The sequence below is a fragment of the Alteromonas sp. HB246098 genome, from assembly GCF_054890645.1.
Window position 1 is genome coordinate 392099 of sequence record NZ_JBTZUG010000004.1, and the last position, 17334, is coordinate 409432.

The 17334-nt window shown below is 44.9% G+C and carries 15 protein-coding genes; 14 read left to right on the top strand and 1 reads right to left on the bottom strand.

Annotation, left to right across the window (positions count from 1 at the left end):
* Positions 1–71: 71 nt before the first annotated feature.
* The 11 genes from mutL to ACYTPF_RS11770 all read left to right on the top strand — a co-directional run bounded on the left by mutL (position 72) and on the right by ACYTPF_RS11770 (position 13634).
* Positions 72–1931, top strand: a complete 1860-nt coding sequence (mutL, locus tag ACYTPF_RS11720) for a DNA mismatch repair endonuclease MutL (protein WP_461852309.1) — start codon at positions 72–74, stop codon at positions 1929–1931.
* Complete coding sequence (gene miaA / locus ACYTPF_RS11725) at positions 1915–2868, top strand: tRNA (adenosine(37)-N6)-dimethylallyltransferase MiaA (RefSeq protein ID WP_461852310.1); 954 nt, start codon at positions 1915–1917, stop codon at positions 2866–2868. Before mutL ends, miaA begins: the two co-directional genes overlap by 17 nt.
* A gap of 78 nt (positions 2869–2946) precedes the next feature.
* Entirely contained in the window at positions 2947–3195 is a 249-nt protein-coding gene (gene hfq, locus ACYTPF_RS11730) for an RNA chaperone Hfq (RefSeq protein WP_014951092.1), read from the top strand.
* Positions 3196–3212: 17 nt separating this feature from the next.
* On the top strand, positions 3213–4502 hold the full coding sequence (gene hflX / locus ACYTPF_RS11735) for a ribosome rescue GTPase HflX (protein WP_179984843.1): 1290 nt from the start codon (positions 3213–3215) through the stop codon (positions 4500–4502).
* 67 nt (positions 4503–4569) lie between these two features.
* Positions 4570–5721, top strand: coding sequence for an FtsH protease activity modulator HflK (gene hflK / locus ACYTPF_RS11740; RefSeq protein ID WP_179984842.1), 1152 nt, complete (start codon positions 4570–4572; stop codon positions 5719–5721).
* A 5-nt stretch (positions 5722–5726) separates the two neighbouring features.
* Positions 5727–6608: a protease modulator HflC gene (gene hflC / locus ACYTPF_RS11745; RefSeq protein ID WP_461852311.1), complete on the top strand. Its 882-nt coding sequence runs from the start codon at positions 5727–5729 to the stop codon at positions 6606–6608.
* Positions 6609–6902: 294 nt separating this feature from the next.
* A complete protein-coding gene (locus ACYTPF_RS11750) occupies positions 6903–8504 on the top strand; it encodes an AbgT family transporter (protein WP_269475074.1) in 1602 nt (533 codons plus the stop codon).
* A 210-nt stretch (positions 8505–8714) separates the two neighbouring features.
* A complete protein-coding gene (gene hemH / locus ACYTPF_RS11755; protein ID WP_179984840.1) occupies positions 8715–9794 on the top strand; it encodes a ferrochelatase in 1080 nt (359 codons plus the stop codon).
* A gap of 81 nt (positions 9795–9875) precedes the next feature.
* Complete coding sequence (locus ACYTPF_RS11760) at positions 9876–10283, top strand: DUF4112 domain-containing protein (protein WP_179984839.1); 408 nt, start codon at positions 9876–9878, stop codon at positions 10281–10283.
* Positions 10284–10531: 248 nt separating this feature from the next.
* Positions 10532–12172, top strand: coding sequence for an acetolactate synthase large subunit (locus ACYTPF_RS11765; RefSeq protein WP_461852312.1), 1641 nt, complete (start codon positions 10532–10534; stop codon positions 12170–12172).
* Between the two features lie 31 nt (positions 12173–12203).
* Positions 12204–13634: an aldehyde dehydrogenase family protein gene (locus tag ACYTPF_RS11770; protein WP_461852313.1), complete on the top strand. Its 1431-nt coding sequence runs from the start codon at positions 12204–12206 to the stop codon at positions 13632–13634.
* A 146-nt stretch (positions 13635–13780) separates the two neighbouring features.
* Here ACYTPF_RS11770 and ACYTPF_RS11775 read toward each other — a convergent pair whose 3' ends face one another.
* Positions 13781–14146 (bottom strand): DUF2237 family protein, encoded by a 366-nt coding sequence (locus tag ACYTPF_RS11775; RefSeq protein WP_269918491.1) that lies wholly within the window; start codon positions 14144–14146, stop codon positions 13781–13783.
* 175 nt (positions 14147–14321) lie between these two features.
* Between ACYTPF_RS11775 and ubiG the strand changes: the two genes are divergently transcribed.
* The 3 genes from ubiG to ACYTPF_RS11790 all read left to right on the top strand — a co-directional run bounded on the left by ubiG (position 14322) and on the right by ACYTPF_RS11790 (position 17296).
* Complete coding sequence (gene ubiG, locus ACYTPF_RS11780; RefSeq protein WP_461852314.1) at positions 14322–15071, top strand: bifunctional 2-polyprenyl-6-hydroxyphenol methylase/3-demethylubiquinol 3-O-methyltransferase UbiG; 750 nt, start codon at positions 14322–14324, stop codon at positions 15069–15071.
* A gap of 252 nt (positions 15072–15323) precedes the next feature.
* Entirely contained in the window at positions 15324–16298 is a 975-nt protein-coding gene (locus ACYTPF_RS11785) for an esterase/lipase family protein (RefSeq protein ID WP_232091248.1), read from the top strand.
* On the top strand, positions 16298–17296 hold the full coding sequence (locus tag ACYTPF_RS11790) for a lipase secretion chaperone (RefSeq protein ID WP_461852315.1): 999 nt from the start codon (positions 16298–16300) through the stop codon (positions 17294–17296). Before ACYTPF_RS11785 ends, ACYTPF_RS11790 begins: the two co-directional genes overlap by 1 nt.
* The last annotated feature ends 38 nt before the right edge of the window (positions 17297–17334 follow it).

The window sequence follows — 17334 nt, forward strand, 5'->3', positions numbered from 1 at the left end:
CGCGCTTACATATAAAATCATCACCAATTCATATAGTGAATACTATACATTGAATATCATAGGGTAGCCCTTTGCCTATACAGCTTTTATCTCCCCAACTCGCTAACCAAATTGCCGCTGGTGAAGTGGTTGAACGACCTGCATCTGTCGTGAAAGAGCTGTTAGAAAACAGCCTCGATGCCGGCGCTACCAAAATAGAGGTCGATATTGAAAAAGGCGGCCACAAACGCATTCGAATAAAAGACAATGGATCAGGCATTGTAAAAAATGAACTGCAGTTAGCGTTGAGTCGCCATGCGACAAGCAAAATTACTACCCTTGATGACTTAGAACAAATCTTGTCCCTTGGTTTTCGCGGTGAAGCACTTGCTAGTATTAGTTCGGTAAGTAGGTTGACTCTGACGTCTCGTACAGAGTCTCAAGCCGAGGCATGGCAGGCGTATTGTGAGGGCAGGGAAATGGCGGTAAATATTCAGCCAGCGGCTCACCCTGTGGGAACCACAATTGATGTGGCAGACCTTTTTTATAATACGCCTGCAAGGCGCAAGTTCTTACGTACTGAAAAAACCGAATTTCAGCATATCGAAGACGTTATTAAGCGTATTGCGTTAAGTTACCCAAAGGTTTCTTTTATTTTAAAGCACAACGACAAAGTGATAAAACGCTTTATTGCTGACAAAGAAGGCAGCTTACAAACACGGATTGGCGCCGTAGTTGGGCAGAAGTTTGTTCAAAATGCTGTGCACATAAATACGGAATATGAAGGTCTTCACATAGACGCATGGCTCGGCAACGAAGCTATGTTGCGCAGCAGCAATGATTGCCAGTTTAGTTTTGTGAACGGTAGGGGCATGCGCGACAAGCTCATTATGCATGCTATCCGGCAAGCGTATGAAAGTGTTTGGGGCGTTATCGAGCAACCGAGCTTTGTGGTGTATTTAGATGTTAATCCTAAAGATGTTGATGTTAATGTTCACCCTGCTAAGCACGAAGTTAGGTTTCAGCAAGGCAGGCTAGTGCATGACTTTATCTGTAAAACGGTGAGTGATGCACTACACGCGATGACCGACGAGCAGCCCTTGACAGGAATGGACACAAATCGCGCTTCGGGCTCTGATTTCATGGCTACACAGGTAGAACACGACTACATTAGGCCCCTACAAGAACAAGCGCCTGATAACGCACGGGCTTTTAATGAAACCTCTCATTATCCCGAAGGGGCGTATTCGCACAATGCGACGCAGAGTCACGGTCAATATCCCGGTAGTGTGAAACCGTCGTCAGCGGGAAGCTTTAATGGGGGCGGCGGCTCAAAGCTTTTGCAAGGCAGAGGGCAAAGTCGAGGGCCAGGCGCTGCTTATCAATCTAGTTATAACGCTTTGATGACGCCAAATAGTGACATCATTGATAACGGCGAACAGCGGACTAATGCTCACGTTAATCTTTCTCCCTTGTGTAGAATTTACCCAAAATCAGAAAAAATTTACCTTCTTTTTGCAACTAAAGTTGCAAGTATCTGGTTAAGCGAACTATTTTTAAAAGCGAAGCATGGGCAGCCGCTATTGATGCCGGTCGCCGTTTCACTTGAAAATGTGGATGAAAAGCTTGTCGAATTATTAAACGCATCGCATTTTGAAATTAACAAAGTAGCCGGAAAGTACCGCTTGCAGCAGGTCCCTGCCGGAACAAGGCATTTACCTTGGCTAAAATGGTTTGAATCCTTTTTATCCATTAAGGGAAGCGGTGAATTAGATTCTCTTGAAGGTGCGATGACATCGCTCGTTTTAAAAGAGCAAGTGTTCGACGACGATGTATCAAATATGCTCTGGTACTGGTTGGATCAGCAAAGCGAAGCGAAACAATGGGAAATTATTGAGCAATTTGCTAAAGTGCGCCCCTTAAATTTAGTGCTAGATGTGTGGGGAGAATAACGTGTCCAATGGCATAAATTCTGCATTACCTGTAATAGCAATTATGGGCCCCACAGCGTCAGGCAAGACGGGGTTGGCGTTAGATATAGCAGCTCAGGTTGATAGTGAAGTAATTAGTGTAGATTCAGCCCTTGTATACAAAGGCATGGATATTGGCACTGCGAAGCCGACGCAGGAAGAGCAAGCGGGGGTAGTGCACCACTTAATTGATATTATCGACCCGGCAGATAGCTATTCGGTGTCGCAATTTGTAAACGATACGAATGGGCTTATCGGCGATATTTTAGCTCGAGGCAAGGTGCCAATTTTGGCTGGAGGTACAATGATGTACTTTAATGCCTTGATAAATGGAATTTCGCCACTACCTAAGTCAGATGAAAAGATAAGAGATGATATAACACAGCAGGCACAACGCTTGGGTTGGTCTAAATTACACGATGAATTACGTGGTATAGACCCAATCAGTGGTGAGAGAATCCACCCCAATGACCCACAGCGTATTACTCGTGCACTGGAAGTGTATAGAAGTACCGGCAAGACGTTGACATATTGGCAACAACAAGAGGGTGAAAAGTGCCCTTATAACATTGCACAATTTGCCATAGCGCCCGTAGACAGGGCAGTGTTGCACGAACGAATCGCGACTCGGTTCGATATGATGCTAGAGCAAGGGTTCGAAAAAGAAGTATCGAAACTCTATGAACGCAGTGATCTACATGAAGATCTACCTTCTATACGTTCAGTAGGGTATCGACAAATGTGGCAGTACCTAGACGGCCAATTGAGTTACGCAGAAATGCGTGAAAGAGGTATTATCGCTACAAGGCAGCTTGCCAAGCGCCAGCTTACGTGGTTACGGGGCTGGGAGCAGGTTACATGGCTTGACACATTTGCTAACGATAATTTGATTAAAATTACAGCGAAAGTCACACTTTAAATGTTTGAGTGTGGTATACATTAGACGTGCAGTGATAGTGAAATTTCTATCATGAATAATAAAAACTAAGGATATCAAATGGCTAAAGGGCAATCTTTACAAGACCCATTCTTGAACGCTTTGCGTAAGGAACGTATTCCAGTATCAATTTATCTGGTAAACGGTATTAAACTTCAGGGGCAGGTTGAATCATTCGACCAGTTCGTTATTTTACTGAAGAACACAGTAAGCCAAATGGTGTATAAGCACGCGATTTCTACTGTTGTTCCAGCACGCGCTATCACTATGCCTAGCGCAGGAGATTCTGAAAATACTAAAGGTGAATAATTTAAAAGGTAACGCGCTTGTTTGACCGTTATGAAGCCGGTGAACAGGCTGTACTTGTTCATGTTAATTTTTCCGACGAGAACAGTAAAGAAGACTTAAGTGAGCTTGAATTACTTGTGTCTTCAGCAGGGGTAAATGCGGTCGAAGTCATCACGACGTCCCGCAGTGCGCCTCACGCTAAGTTTTTTGTCGGATCAGGTAAGGCAGAGGAAATAGCAGCAGCGGTAAAAGCACACGATGCTAACGTTGTTATTTTTAACCACGCGCTTTCTCCTTCTCAGGAGCGTAATTTAGAAGCGGTGTGTAAATGCCGGGTGTTAGATAGAACCGGGCTTATTCTCGATATTTTCGCGCAGCGCGCGCGAACTCACGAGGGTAAGCTTCAGGTTGAACTAGCCCAGTTGAGACATATCTCAACCCGTCTCATCAGAGGATGGACTCACCTTGAGCGTCAAAAAGGTGGTATTGGTCTTCGCGGTCCGGGTGAGACACAGCTAGAAACTGACCGTCGATTGCTTCGTGGTCGTATAAAAGCCATTCTTCGTCGCTTGGAAAAAGTGCAAAAGCAGCGTGAGCAGGGTCGTCGCTCGCGTAAACGCGCTGAAATTCCAACGGTATCCTTAGTTGGCTATACGAATGCGGGAAAATCGACGCTATTTAACACCATTACCGACTCACACGTTTACGCTGCTGACCAGCTGTTCGCAACGCTAGATCCTACGTTACGTAAAATCGAGTTAAAAGATGTTGGCCCCGCAATTTTGGCCGATACGGTTGGTTTTATTCGTCATCTTCCCCACGACCTAGTTGCTGCGTTTAAAGCAACGCTTCAAGAAACGCAAGAGGCTGATTTACTGCTTCATGTTGTCGATATTGCCGATACAAAATATCGTGAAACCATGGACGAGGTGAACGACGTACTTGAAGAAATTGAAGCAGGTGACATTCAACAATTACTAATCTGTAATAAGATTGATAAACTAGACGACGTTCAGCCGCGTATAGAAAGAAATGACGAAGGCGTGCCCGTTAGAGTGTGGTTGTCTGCACAAACGGGTGAAGGGACGGAATTGTTAAGCCAAGCTTTGACTGAGTGTTTAGCTAAAAGCATGGTGAACTATACATTGAAGATTCCACCTGCACAAAGTCAATTGCGTGGCGTGTTGTACGAGCTAAACTGTATTGCAAGTGAAGAATACGACAGTCAGGGAGACTGGGTAGTTGATGTAAGAATGCCCACTGCCGACTGGAACAGGCTTGAAAAACGTCTGGAAAACGGAATATCAGAGTATGTTGTGCGACATTAAGCAGTGTTAAACACTGTATTGAGCATGCAAAATTCAAAAATATAACAGTAATCTATGGAGTATCAGCATGGCTTGGAATGAGCCGGGTGGCAATAATAACGACCCGTGGAAGAATCGCGGTGGGAAAGAGCAAGGTCCCCCAGATTTGGACGATGTTTTTAAGAACTTATTTGGTAAGTTTGGAAAGTCAGGTGGTAACGGTGGTGGCTCGGGCAAAAGCCTAGGCGGCATTGGTGCTGGTATTCTAGTAGGTTTACTTGTCGTGATCTGGTTCATTAGTGGTTTTTATACCATTCGTGAAGCTGAGCGCGGCGTAGTCCTTCGCTTTGGTGAGTATCACCAGCAGGTTGAGCCTGGTCTTCGCTGGGCGCCTACGTTCATCGACTCTGTTATTCCTGTTGATGTTCAATCAATACGCGATCAGTCGTCATCAGGCTCCATGCTTACTGAAGATGAAAACGTAGTGAGCGTTCAAATGGAGATGCAATTTCGCGTTGTCGATCCATACCGTTGGACGTTTGCTGTTGAAAGCCCTGAGCAAAGCTTAAGTCAATCTCTTGATAGCGCAATTCGTTATGTGGTTGGTCATTCAACAATGGATGACGTTTTGACTGACGGACGTGAAGTAACCCGTCAGCGCGTATGGGAAGAACTACAAGCTATCATCGAACCATACAACATGGGTGTTTCTATCATTGATATGAACTTCCGTGATGCTCGTCCACCTGAGCAAGTTAAAGATGCATTCGATGATGCCATCGCTGCACAGGAAGACGAACAGCGTTTCATTCGTGAAGCAGAAGCTTATGCTCGAGAAATTGAGCCTCGTGCACGCGGTCAAGTGAACCGCATGAACGAAGAAGCACAAGCCTATAAAGAGCGTGTAACGCTAGAGGCGCAAGGTGAAGTGGCACGTTTTGAAGAGCTGCTTCCTCAGTACGTACGTGCACCTAAGGTTACTCGCGAGCGTATCTACCTTGAAACTATGGAAGAGGTACTTAGCAATACCAGCAAAATCATGGTTGATAGCAAAGGCGGTAATAACATGATGTATCTCCCGCTAGATAAAATCATGGAACGCCAGCAATCTACGAACAACAAAAATACGCGCAACACGCTGGAAGGCTTACAAGCACCAGTAACCGATGCTAATGGCCGCAGCCGCAACAGTTCGCCAAGTTCAGGTTTGCGTGGTGACAGCTACAGAGAAGGGAGATAAGCATAATGAAGAATATATTAATTGCAGCATTCGTTCTTCTTGTTTTGCTTGCATCAGGTTCTCTGTTTGCAGTTAAAGAAGGTGAACGTGCGATTGTTATTCAATTTGGTAAAGTTCAAAGAGACGATGCCACAGGTGAAACCAAGGTGTTCGAGCCAGGCCTTCACTTTAAATTACCGTTTATTGACTCGGTCCGCGTACTTGATGCACGTATTCAAACGTTAGATGGTTCACCAGATCGTTTTGTAACGAGCGAGAAAAAAGACCTTATTGTTGATTCATACGTTAAATGGCGCATTGAAGACTTTGCACGTTATTACCTTTCAACGGGTGGTAACAAGCTACAGGCTGAAGCGCTTCTTAAACAGAAAGTAAACAACGGACTGCGTTCAGAATTTGGTACCCGCACTATTGCGCAAATCGTGTCTGGCGAGCGTTCAGCATTAATGAACCAAGCAATGGAACAGGCGTCTACGTCATCAGACGAGCTAGGTATTGAAATTGTTGACGTACGCGTCAAGCAAATCAATCTACCTACTGAAGTGAGTAACTCTATCTTCCAACGTATGCGCGCAGAGCGTGCGGCTGTTGCTCGTGAGCACCGCTCAGAAGGTCAAGAACAGGCTGAAGTAATTAAAGCTAACATCGACGCAAAAGTAACAGTAATGCTGGCAGATGCTGAGCGTAATGCTCGTCAATTGCGTGGTGAAGGTGATGCGATTGCAGCGCAAATCTACGCTGACGCTTACTCTAAAAATGCAGACTTCTACAGCTTCTTGCGTAGTATGGATGCATATAAAGAAAGCTTTAACAGCAAACAAGACGTTATGGTAATTGCACCTGACAGTGACTTCTTTAAGTATATGAATCAGTCTAACGGCAACTAAAAACCAAACGTTTTTATGAATATAAAGGCCAGTCACTTAGACTGGCTTTTTTATACCTGCTTTAAAAGTAACTTGCTGATAAAAAACAGTTATTTGTGAATATGCGACGCTAATTTAGCAAAGTGTACAGTGAGTTTACCTCTCATTTTCCCTATCCACTGCCAAATTTTCACTAAATCGGGTAAAATACCGCCTGAATATTATTAAAACACGTCACTCATTAAGTACGAAGTTAGCGCCGTCCCAGCGTTAACTTTGATGTAGTAGGCGTAAATAAACGACAGAGGGAAGATTTTGACAACGGAAAACAAGAATACAGCGTCTGCCGATAATAACGGCGGACAGGGTGGGTTATTCTCGCGATTTCTCACTACGGTGGAATGGCTAGGAAATCTACTTCCACACCCAGTAACATTATTTGCGCTGCTTTCACTTTTCATAGTGGTACTAAGTGGCATATTAGGATACTTCGATTTAGCTGTTGCTGACCCACGCCCTGTGGGTGCGAAGGGCCGGGAAGAAGACGGCATGATTGAAGTAATATCTTTGATGAGTGCCGAAGGTTTGCAGCGAATAGTGACTGGGCTTGTCACTAACTTCACTGGGTTTGCGCCACTTGGCACTGTGCTTGTTGCCCTTCTTGGTGTATCGGTAGCTGAACATTCGGGCCTTTTGTCAGCAGCAATGCGCGCATTGGTTATGAACGCGTCAAAACGCGCTGTAACCTTTGCTATTGTTTTCGCTGGCATTATTTCAAACACAGCCTCTGAGCTCGGTTACGTGGTACTCATTCCACTAGCAGCGATGATTTTCCACTCCCTAGGACGCCACCCGCTAGCGGGTCTTGCTGCGGCCTTTGCTGGTGTTTCTGCTGGTTACAGTGCAAACCTATTGTTAGGTACGGTTGACCCACTGTTGTCCGGTATAACAGAAGCGGCAGCGCATATGATTGACCCTGACTACATGGTTGGGCCAGAAGTAAACTGGTATTTTATGTTTATCAGTACTTTTGTGGTAGCCACTATGGGGGCGCTAGTTACTGAAAAAGTGGTAGAGCCGAGGTTAGGTAAGTTTGACCCATCTGAGGCTTCAATAGATTTAGGCAAGCAATCTATGGATGCGCCTACAGACTTAGAAAAGAAAGGTCTGCGTTGGGCGGGAATATCTTTTGTTGTGGTTTGCGCAATACTGGCGTTAACGGTAGTACCTGAAAACGGTATTTTGCGTCACCCTGAAACGGGTGAAGTGGCGGGCTCTCCGTTTCTTAAAGGCATTGTTGCGTTCATCTTCATTACCTTTGCTATTCCAGGCTTTGTTTACGGTAAAGTGACCAAGTCGATGCAAAACGACAAAGATGTCATTGATGCTATGGCGAAGAGTATGGGAGCCATGGGGCTTTACATAACGTTAGTATTTTTCGCTGCACAATTTGTTGCTTTCTTTAAATGGACAAATTTAGGTACTGTGCTGGCTGTTAAAGGCGCCGCTCTTTTGCAAGCTGCCGGATTAGATGGCCCCGCCGTGTTTATCCTATTCATATTGATGTGTGGTGTGGTTAACTTATCGTTAGGTAGTGCATCTGCGCAGTGGGCGGTAACGGCGCCTATTTTCGTACCTATGCTTATGCTAATTGGGTACGCGCCAGAAGTTATTCAGGCGGCTTACCGTATCGGTGATTCAGTGACTAACGTTATAGCACCTATGATGAGCTACTTTGGGCTTATCCTAGCCATGGCCGCTAGATACAAAAAAGACTTAGGTATGGGCACGCTTATCGCCATGATGTTGCCTTACTCTATGGTTTTCATAGTAGGTTGGACTATCTTATTTTACATCTGGGTATTTTTACTTGGCATGCCGGTAGGTCCAGGTGCAGCCACTTACTATCAGCCCTAAATAAATAGTTAGCTTTATCGCCACAATATTTATTGGGTGGCAATTAAACAGCGGTATGTGTTTTTAAATATTATTTTTAAACATATGCCGCTTTTTTAATGCCTAAAATCTATTGGTGCAATCGTAGTTTTTTGGCGTTATAGCAGATCATAATCTAAGGTAATTCAGTATAATACGGATATAGCGCAGTACTTCTCGGACTATGAATACATGAAATACAAATCAAACAAAGGCTTTACCCACGGGCAATCAGATAAAATTGGTGTACTTGTAACGAACCTGGGGACGCCAGAAGCGCCAACTAAACAGGCTCTACGCCCATATTTGAAAGAATTTCTATCAGACCCTCGCGTGGTCGAAGTACCTAAAGCAATTTGGTGGTTTGTATTAAATGGCATCATCTTAAACTTTCGGCCCAAGCGTTCGGCAGAGGCTTACTCTACTGTATGGACCGAAGAAGGTTCACCGCTAATGGCTATTACGAAAGCACAAGCATCCGCGATTGCAGAACGTTGTAAAGCACAATACGGCGATGATGTTATTGTCGACTTTGCTATGCGCTACGGTAAACCTGCTATAGGCGACACTATCGATGCTATGCTGGCAAAAGGCGTACGCAAGCTTGTAGTGCTTCCGCTCTATCCACAGTACAGTGCATCGACAACGGGTTCTACTTTTGATGCTATTGCAAAAGACTTTACGTCGCGCCGCTGGCTTCCAGAGCTTCGTTTCGTTAACCACTACCACGACCGCGACAATTTTATTACTGCACTTGCCAACAAAGTAAAAGCGCACTGGGAAGTACATGGCCGCGCAGATAAACTCATCTTGTCTTATCACGGCATTCCGAAGCGCTACTTGATGAACGGCGACCCCTACCACTGTGAATGCCATAAAACATCGCGTTTGCTTGCCGAAAAGCTCGGGCTCTCGCACGACGAGTATATGACAACGTTTCAGTCTCGTTTTGGTCGTGAAGAGTGGTTAACACCGTATACAGATGAAACATTGAAATCATTACCTGAAAAAGGGGTTAAATCGATTCAGGTTATGTGTCCCGGTTTTTCAGCCGACTGCTTAGAAACCATTGAAGAAATTGGTGAAGAGAATCGCGAATACTTTATGGAAGCAGGCGGCGAGCGTTATGAATACATAGCAGCATTAAACAGTGATGAAGAACACATTGATGTGTTGTTTGACATAGTGCAAGAAAATCTACATGGCTGGACGGTAGAATCTGACAATGGTTTGCGTGCAGGATTAGCCCGAGCGCTAGGCGCTGAACGCTAATTTGTAGCAACTTATGAATTGATAGTGAGAAGCGAGAAAGTCGCGCTTCTCACGCACAAGGAAAGAAAGGGAGAGCACCACGTGGACGTAAAAGCACCAAAGGCACTACTTAAAGCGCAGAAGCTGGCGAACTTACTAGATACTGCCGTCAAGCTCCCTTTCTTCCCCATAAAAATTGGCCTAGATTCAATAGTGGGCCTTATTCCCGGTGCCGGTGACGCCATCATGTTATTCGTTTCTTTGCGCATTGTTTGGCTAGGGAAAAGTTTAGGTATGCCAAAAGCCCTAGTCGCTCAAATGGTGAAGAATTCTGCTATCGACTTCGGGTTAGGTTTTATCCCGTTTGTTGGTGACATTGTGGATGTGTTTTACAAAGCTAACCAAAAAAATGTGCGTATTATGGAGCGTTGGTGGGTAAGTGAAAACAAAGGCAATGTTGATGCAGTCACACAGGAAAAGCTTGCCCAGTGGGAAAAAGAAAACCTCTAAGAATCAGTAAAGTCTTGTACAAAGACCATTACTCCAAATCACGTCTCCTAGCAGGAAGCCTACGCTGATCTCACACCAAAATACTCTGCAACTGGTTTAATGGCGCTACAAAAGATATTCATTGGCAGTAGCGAGCATTAAAGGTAAGTTAAAAACGTCATAAAAAATTACCAATCGTTTTTTATGCTGAAGTCGTAGCAAACAGTCACTATCCATCGAAATACCTCTCTACAAGGAGCGTGCAGTAAATGAAAGCGTCCGACTTATTTGTGAAAGCGTTAGAAGCTGAAGGCGTTGAATACGTCTTTGGTATTCCTGGTGAAGAAAACCTCGACTTACTTGAATCGTTGCGAGATTCTTCCATAAAATTAGTGCTGACCCGCCATGAACAGGGCGCAGGCTTTATGGCTGCCACCTATGGCAGGCTTACCGGGAAAGTAGGCGTTTGCCTATCGACCTTAGGGCCAGGCGCCACTAATTTAGTGACTCCTGCGGCCTATGCTCAGTTAGGTGCTATGCCTATGCTGATGATCACAGGGCAAAAGCCGATAAAAACCAGCAAACAAGGTCGTTTCCAAGTCATCGATATCGTCGACATGATGCGACCTATCACTAAATTCACCAATCAGGTTGTCAGTGGAGACAGAATTCCTTCAACGGTTAGAGAGGCTTTCCGTCTTGCTTCTGAAGAGCGACCTGGTGCAGTACATATCGAATTACCCGAAGATATAGCAGCAGAGCAAACTAGCGCGCAGATATTAACGCCAAGCAGTACGCGAAGACCGATAGCTGAATATAAAGCGATTGCTTCGGCAATTACGATGATAGAAGAAGCGCAGTCTCCGCTCTTGCTTATAGGCGCAGGTGCGAACCGTAAACTTACTGCAAAAATGCTAAGGGAATTTGTTGATAAAACCTGTATACCCTTTGTTACTACACAAATGGGTAAGGGGGTGCTTAATGAAAGCGATCCCCGCTTTGCCGGGAATACGGCATTATCTGATGGCGACTTCGTGCACCGCGCGATAGAACGTGCTGACCTTATCATTAATGTGGGTCATGATGTGGTAGAGAAGCCGCCGTTTTTCATGCATCACAACGACAAAAAAGTTATCCACGTTAACTTCGACTCAGCAGCCGTTGACCCCGTCTACTTTCCTCAATTAGAAGTCGTTGGCGACATCGCTAACAGCATTTGGCAAATTAAAGAAGGCATCACCCCCCAAGACGATTGGAAGCTAGATTTCTATAAAGATGTGCATCAGGCGTATGTAGAACATCGCGCTGAAGCAGAAGATGACAATCGTTTTCCTATTTTACCGGAAAGGTTGGTTAGAGATATTCGCAAGGTCATGCCAGATAACGGCATTGTTACCTTAGATAACGGTATTTACAAAATTTGGTTTGCGCGAAATTATCCTGCTTTTCATCCCAATACCCTGCTTTTAGATAACGCTCTTGCTTCAATGGGAGCGGGCTTACCATCTGCCATTGCGGCTAAATTAGTAAAACCGGAGGCGCCAGTGCTCAGCGTTTGTGGCGATGGTGGTTTTATGATGAATAGCCAAGAAATTGAGACAGCTGTAAGGCTCAACCTTGACCTGGTGGTGATCATCTTGCGCGACGATGCGTACGGAATGATTAAGTGGAAGCAAGCAAATATGGAGTTTGACGAATTTGGTTTGGACTATGGTAACCCAAATTTTGTTAAGTATGCGCAAAGCTATGGTGCTCAAGGCTGGCGTGTGGACGATACAGACGTGCTTATTCACATGGTAGATAAGTGTTTAAACACAAAAGGTGTGCACATTATCGATTGCCCTGTTGATTACAGCATGAATGACGAAACATTAAACCACACGATTAAAGAGCTGAGTGCCAAGCTTTAAACACAGTATTGAAAAGGTAAGGAGTTAAAAAATGTTGAAGGAAAGCTACCCATACTATTTAGCCAGTGAACCCGAATACGCGAACACCGACCTAGAGGTAACCAACAAATACACCGGCGAAGTTGCAACTAAAGTTGCTATGGCTGGTGCTGATACCATTGATAAAGCCATAGCTGCGGCAGAGAAGGCGCAGCCGGCCATGGCCGCAATGGCACCTTTTGAAAGACAGGCAGTGCTAGAACACTGTGTTAAACGATTTACTGAGCGTGCAGACGAACTGGCCCAAGCTTTGTGTATTGAAGCAGGTAAACCTATTAAAGATGCCAAAGGCGAAGTTACCCGATTAATAGATACCTTTAAAATTGCCGCAGAGGAGTCGGTTCGTATCAATGGCGAAACGGTAAACTTAGAAATATCAGCACGGGCAAAAGGTTATCAAGGCATGACCAAAAAAGTCCCCATTGGCCCATGTTCGTTTATATCACCCTTTAATTTTCCGCTAAACTTGGCTGCCCATAAAGTGGCACCTGCCATTGCCGCAGGTTGCACATTTGTGCTTAAACCGGCCTCGCGTACACCTATTGGCGCACTTATTATTGGCGAAGTATTGGCAGAAACAGAATTGCCCAAAGGGGCGTTTTCGATTCTGCCGTGTAGCCGTGATGGCGCTGATTTGTTTACCACAGACGAAAGACTAAAACTGCTAAGCTTCACCGGCTCTCCAGATGTGGGTTGGGCACTTAAAGCAAAGGCGGGTAAAAAGCCTGTTGTGCTGGAGCTAGGCGGTAATGCAGCCTGCGTAATTGATGAAGATGCTGATATTGAAGACGCTATCGACCGCGTGATTGTTGGGGCTTACTATCAGTCTGGTCAAAGCTGTATCAGTGTTCAGCGCCTTTTAGTACATAGTAAAATATATGATGAATTTAAGTCGCGCTATGTAGAAAAGGTAAAAGCATTGGTGTCTGGTGACCCTTCAAACGAAGATACTTTCATCGGCCCCATGATTTCTGAGGGCGAAGCTGAACGTTTGCATGGTTGGATTACAGAGGCCAAAGAAAAGGGCGCAACTATCTTATGTGGCGGTACTCGCGAAGGCGCAATGCTTGAAGCTACGGTTATGGAAAACGTACCTAAAGACTGCGATGCCAGCGCCGAAGAAGCGTTTGGCCCGCTATCTATCCTAGTGCCTTTCGACAGCTACGACGACGCGCTTAAAGAAGTAAATAACAGTCGTTACGGACTACAAGCTGGTGTATTTACCCGCGATATTTATAAAGCGCATAAAGCTTGGGATGAGCTAGAAGTAGGCGGCGTTGTTATTGGTGATGTGCCTAGCTGGCGCGTGGATAACATGCCTTATGGTGGCGTTAAAGATTCAGGACTAGGTCGAGAGGGTATTCGCTACGCGATAGAGGATATGTCTGAGACCCGACTTATGGTTATTCGAACGCCCCAGTAAGCTAAGAAAGCTTTGTATTAATAAATAAAAAGAGCATGTTTAGGCAAACATGCTCTTTTTTATGGCTATTATTTTTTCATCAACCAATATTTGGTTTGAAAGGCTCACGTTGAAGCTCGTCAGTGGAAGGTATCTTGTTCAATCCCCTAGTTTTTGTCAGCCGCATATTCTTCCAACAAAGATAGTGGAATAATATCTAGGGCTTTTTCATGGGTAGCTTCCAGTCGCACCTTGGGCGCAACACCGGCTTCGTAAGCTTCTAACCAACGAGCAGCGCACAGGCACCATCTGTCGCCGTCAAGTAGACCGGGAAAAGACATGCTAGGCCAAGGAGTTATCAAATCGTTACCCTGTCGTAAGGAAAACTGTAGAAATTCATCGCTAACCACAGCGCATACACTGTGATTGCCCACATCAGCATCGGGTACATAGCAAAAACCTTCACGGGTAAACCCCGTATTTCCACAGCATAGCTGGAGCGGTCGACCATATACATTTTTTGCGTTTGCCAAAATCAGAACCCTCTTTCACAACGTATATTCTTATAATGTGTTTTTATCTAGGTGCCTGTTTAGAATATAAAGGTGTACGTCTTAAATGCTCACCATAATGTATTCACCTTATGACCCTGAACGTTATGGGTCAATAGAAAAGCACTAGTGTACTTACGTTTAAAGGTAAAAAATTGTGCTCGATAAAAGTAAAAAAACCGGGGAAGTTAACTTTTCTGAAGAAGAAATTTCGCGCTTTGACTCGCTGGCAGAGTCATGGTGGGACCCCAACGGCAAATATAAAACAGCTCTTGAGTTTAATCGAGCGCGCTTGGATGTCATTAAAGCGCAAATAGAGGATCATTTCGGCAAAGGTAACCTCCCACCGGATTATTCGTCTTTGTCTATTGTTGATATAGGTAGCGGCGGCGGGCTTATTAGCGAGCCTTTGGCCAAGCTTGGTGCAAAGGTAACTGGCATTGATGCAAGTGCGGTAAGTGTGGAAGTGGCAAAACGCCATGCTGAAAAAAGTGGAGTATCGGTAACTTATAAACACATGTTGTCCAGTGAATTAGTTAAAGAAGCACAGCAATATGACATTGTTATAAACGCTGAAGTGGTAGAGCATGTGCCTGATCAGCAGCAGTTAATTGATGAATGCGCTAGCTTGGTCAAACCGGGCGGGCTGCTTATTCTTGCCACTCTAAACCGAACACTTAAAAGTTTTGTAATTGCTATTGTGGGGGCTGAATACGTAATGCGGTATTTGCCTGTGGGAACCCATGATTGGCAAAAGTTTGTAAAACCTAGTGAATTAGAAAAATGGGTCGGTGAAGACTTTACACTGAAGCATCAGATAGGTATGAAACTCAACCCTTTCAAGGGAGAGTGGCTAACCACTTCTAGCCTTGCGGTAAACTTTATTCAAGCCTATTCCAAAGATTGATGACGGTTTATTAATTGTGTTTATGGTTTTTATTTCGAGTGAAAATGGTATGGGCTAGTATACTCTCGCGTGATTACTATCCTGCTGAATTTAATAGTTATTGATAGTTAGCTGACGATAAATATCACAATTTGATGTTTATCCTCCTTATTGAAATTTCAACATAACGGTTGATCTTTACAGTATGTTTACATAATTATAACAAAGGTCTGACCACAGACCACAATGTTATAATTATGAGGCACACACACGATGAGAATATCCAAAAATAATAGAGCAAGGAATGCTCTCATTGTTACTTTGCTTGCCATAACAAGCGCTGTCAGTTCACTAATTGGAGGGGCAGGACAAGCCTTCGCAGGAACATACGCAAAAACTGAAAACCCCATAGTATTGGTCCACGGCCTGTTCGGCTTTGAAGACATACTCTTTGTAGATTACTTTTATAAAGTTCCGCATAAACTCAGCCGCAACGGCGCTGTGGTATACATTGCTGAAGTTTCACCAGCAAATTCCACAGAAGTCCGCGGCGAGCAGCTACTTGAGTATATCGATGAAGTACTCGCCCTATCAGGCGCAGACAAAGTGAATCTTATTGGGCATAGCCACGGCGGCCCAACGGCACGTTACGCCGCAAGCGTGGCGCCAGAAAAAGTTGCTTCGGTAAGCTCTGTCGCCGGTGTTAATTGGGGCAGTAAAGTCGCAGATGAATTACGGGATGCTTTCGCTGAGGGCTCAGTGGGAGAAGGCGCCGCTGGCGTCGTTGTTAATGCATTTGCCAACATTATTGAAATTGCGTCTGGGTCAGATCCACGTGACAAGCCAACCGACTCAATCGCAGCACTTGATTCTCTGTCAACTGCAGGCTCAGTAGCGTTCAATCAAAAATACCCTGAAGGCATGCCTACCGCCTACTGTCGCAACGACGGTAAGATGTTGGCTGAAAATGGCGTGTATTATTTCTCATGGAGCGGCGGAAGAACTTATACCAATGCTTTAGACATTGTCGACCCTTTCCTAGCTATTACTGGCACTGCGTTTAAAGAGCCAAACGACGGTCTAGTATCAACCTGTAGTTCCCACTTAGGCAAAGTGCTGAAAGACAATTATAAAATGAACCACATGGACGAGGTAAACCAGAGTTTTGGTATAACCCATTGGTTTGAAACCGACCCGGTAGACGTGTTTGTACGTCAGGCTAATCGTCTTAAGAGATTGGGTTTGTAGTGACAGAAGGTAAAGTACGCCATGCGTACCCAATACTTACAGGGCTAGTTGCTCTGTTAGTATTGGGCGGTATTGTTTATTTCCAATTTGCACCTGACACTCAAAAAAATGGTGCAGAGTCTTCCACCGAACGCGTGGAAGTTAGCAGGCAAAAAGAAACCAGTGAAAAGCTGGGCGAGAAGGGAATAACGCATAAAGAGGCAGATGCGCGCCCCTCTCTAAAAAGCGAAGCAGCAAGCGCAAATAAAAGCCTTACTCCCTTTGAGCTTAACTATTCAACCAAAGACGCTTTTGACCGCTTTATATTTACGCGTACAACAAAAGATCCGCAAACCGTTAAGTTTGCCTATACCACTTACGTTAGCACCGTGTTTACACCAACTACCCAAGCGGTAGCGTCTGACTTATTTACCCGTTATGTAGATTATAAAGTGGCGCTTTCTTCCATTGAGACGGAGGTCGACTTGGCTACTCATAGTTTACAGGATGTGTCTTACAAACTTGATGAGCGCGAGGAGATAAGACGCACCTACTTCAACGACACCGAATATCATTATTTATTTAGCCAAGAAGCGCAGGTGGACGAGGCCGCACTGGAGCGCTTGCGTGTCGCACAAGAAAACTCGCTACCCAAAGAGGAAAGAAAAGCGTTAATTGTCGCTTCTATCAAAGCGGGGAATGAAGCCGAACGGGAAGCCTTTCAGCCCACGCTTAATATGCATCGCATCAAAGAGATAAAACGCAGTTATAGCGATATTAACGATCGCTACAACGCTGTGGCGGCCGAGTTTGGTAGTACAGTGGCAGAGCGCTTCGCGAAAACCTGGGAAAAACAGGCTAGCTGGGAAAGCAAAATTGCTAACTATGAAAAATATCGCGACAACTTATCGAAGCAGTCAATTGCGGTTAGCGAGTTAGAAAGCGCGCTACGGGAATACCGGTCTGCACATTTCACCGACAATGAAATAAAGCGTCTAAACGTTATTACAGGGTCGTAATTTGTCAGGAGCGCAATAAAGTCATCATAGACGAGGCG

Excerpts from the sequence above, each read along its gene's own strand:
- miaA (WP_461852310.1), top strand. The coding sequence starts at position 1,915 with ATGTGTGGGGAGAATAACGTGTCCAATGGCATAAATTCTGCATTACCT.
- hfq (WP_014951092.1), top strand. The coding sequence starts at position 2,947 with ATGGCTAAAGGGCAATCTTTACAAGACCCATTCTTGAACGCTTTGCGT.
- hflK (WP_179984842.1), top strand. The coding sequence starts at position 4,570 with ATGGCTTGGAATGAGCCGGGTGGCAATAATAACGACCCGTGGAAGAAT.
- hflC (WP_461852311.1), top strand. The coding sequence starts at position 5,727 with ATGAAGAATATATTAATTGCAGCATTCGTTCTTCTTGTTTTGCTTGCA.
- hemH (WP_179984840.1), top strand. The coding sequence starts at position 8,715 with ATGAAATACAAATCAAACAAAGGCTTTACCCACGGGCAATCAGATAAA.
- ACYTPF_RS11765 (WP_461852312.1), top strand. The coding sequence starts at position 10,532 with ATGAAAGCGTCCGACTTATTTGTGAAAGCGTTAGAAGCTGAAGGCGTT.
- ACYTPF_RS11770 (WP_461852313.1), top strand. The coding sequence starts at position 12,204 with ATGTTGAAGGAAAGCTACCCATACTATTTAGCCAGTGAACCCGAATAC.
- ACYTPF_RS11785 (WP_232091248.1), top strand. The coding sequence starts at position 15,324 with ATGAGAATATCCAAAAATAATAGAGCAAGGAATGCTCTCATTGTTACT.